Consider the following 1,224-nt stretch of genomic DNA (forward strand, 5'->3'; position numbering starts at 1 on the left):
GGTATGGGGGTTCAAGTCCCCCCTCTCGCACCAAAAGAAAAAATGGCGCTTGTGCGACCCTGGCAAAAGCCTCCCCGTTACGCCTTGAGCGTTTCAGAGGAGGCTTTTTACATGGCGTTTATCCTGTATGGCGCGGGCTTAAACCTGACTTGTCAGCCGCAGGATGACCTTCCCCTTCACCGCATTATGGATGTCGCCATTCTCATAATGTGAAAGGTCGTAGAGCAACGGCGCATAGCCTTCGGCGGTATTGTCGGCATAAAACAGCACAAAGGTTTGTCGGCCGTTTTTCCTGACGACGACCCGCCGTAGCAAGTGATTGCCTCCCTGGCGCTTGGGTTCCCGTACCAGGTATACATCCCGTTCCGAAATGGGAATTTTTTTTGCGGTATCCACCAGAAGCATGTCGCCCGGACAAATGCGGGGCAGCATGGAACGCTCGTGTTCACTCACCTTCAGGACCACGGCCGAAGGCGGCGCCAATTCCCGCTGTACCATCAGCCAGTCTTCAGGCTTTTGGATGAGAGCGGGCAGGGGCTTGTCCGCGCCCACTTCTCCGAGCATGGGCAACGCCATGAATCCGGCCCGCTGTTTCAGCGGCAGGGTCGTGTTGCTCTGCTCCCCAACGGCCTCTGTCCGGGCCGCAGCGCCGTAAGGCAGGACAATGCGCACGCCGAGAGCCGTGAGCACGGGTTCCAGTTTGCGCAGGGTGGGAGTGGCGGATCCGTTGAGCCAGCGGGAAATATTGGCTTCGGATTCGCCGGTGGCGCGGGCCAGTTGGGCCTGGCTGGCATAGGGATTGCCCGAGGCGGCCTCGCGCAGGATATCCAGGGCCGATTTCAACAGGCTTTTGGGAGGTTGCTTCGTCATCCGCGCACCATGCGGGAAAAGTTTTGTGATCCGTGTTTACGGGAAGCCGGAAGGCGTCGCGCCGGATATGCCGACGCGACGCGTGCCGCCGGGATTCCTCCCCCGAGAAAGCCGGGGCGCCTCGCGCCAACCGCTATGACGCGAAACATTCAAATCTGCCGCCAAGTCCTGCGCATTCGCATTGAAAGCGCGTCCAGTTTCAATACTGACGCCGCCCTCCCTTACGGGAAAAGCGTGGTTTTACCTTTGAAATCGCTCTACAGCTTGCGGATGGAGCGCACGGCGTCCACCCTGCCTGAAATGCGGCGCAGGGCGCGCGCAAGGCCGTCCTCGCGCGCCACCAGGGCCATGCGC

The 1,224-nt window shown here is 60.4% G+C and carries 1 protein-coding gene; it reads right to left on the minus strand.

The genetic code is table 11. The features are described from left to right. Positions 1–138 precede the first annotated feature (138 nt). Complete coding sequence (locus tag FYJ44_RS14350; RefSeq protein WP_154513308.1) at positions 139–870, minus strand: LexA family transcriptional regulator; 732 nt, start codon at positions 868–870, stop codon at positions 139–141. Positions 871–1,224 lie beyond the last annotated feature (354 nt).

It is taken from the genome of Desulfovibrio porci (assembly GCF_009696265.1).
GTDB classification, from domain to species: Bacteria; Desulfobacterota; Desulfovibrionia; order Desulfovibrionales; family Desulfovibrionaceae; genus Desulfovibrio; species Desulfovibrio porci.

What these genes read in the sequence shown, in the direction of transcription:
- FYJ44_RS14350 (WP_154513308.1), bottom strand. Translation starts at nt 870, where the DNA reads ATGACGAAGCAACCTCCCAAAAGCCTGTTGAAATCGGCCCTGGATATC.